The sequence below is a fragment of the Pseudomonas sp. 2995-1 genome, from assembly GCF_002742505.1.
GTDB lineage: Bacteria > Pseudomonadota > Gammaproteobacteria > Pseudomonadales > Pseudomonadaceae > Aquipseudomonas > Aquipseudomonas sivasensis.
In genome coordinates this window covers 1-231 of the sequence record NZ_LJSA01000045.1, presented here as the reverse complement: position 1 = coordinate 231, position 231 = coordinate 1, and the positions used below count along the sequence as shown (strand labels likewise).

Genomic DNA, 231 nt, shown 5'->3' with positions numbered 1-231 from the left:
GAACTGATAAACAAGACCACGATGTTTTATATAAAAACTACCCATACCCAATTTATAAAATAAACAAAAAAGGTTATATTTTTGAAGCGAATCCATCGTTTCATAATTTTGCTGGCTATACAATTGAAGATTTAAGTCAACATTTTACTTCATTTGTCCACAAGGGTGATGTGAAACGTGTGAAAGGCCATTTTCGTCTTGCAATGTTAGGAGAACCCCAAGAATTTGAAT

1 protein-coding gene is annotated in these 231 nt (G+C 32.5%); it reads left to right on the top strand.

All coding sequences use genetic code 11. The features are described from left to right. The coding region (locus AOA61_RS31640) for a PAS domain-containing protein (protein ID WP_218197289.1) at positions 1-231 on the top strand (231 nt) is incomplete at both ends.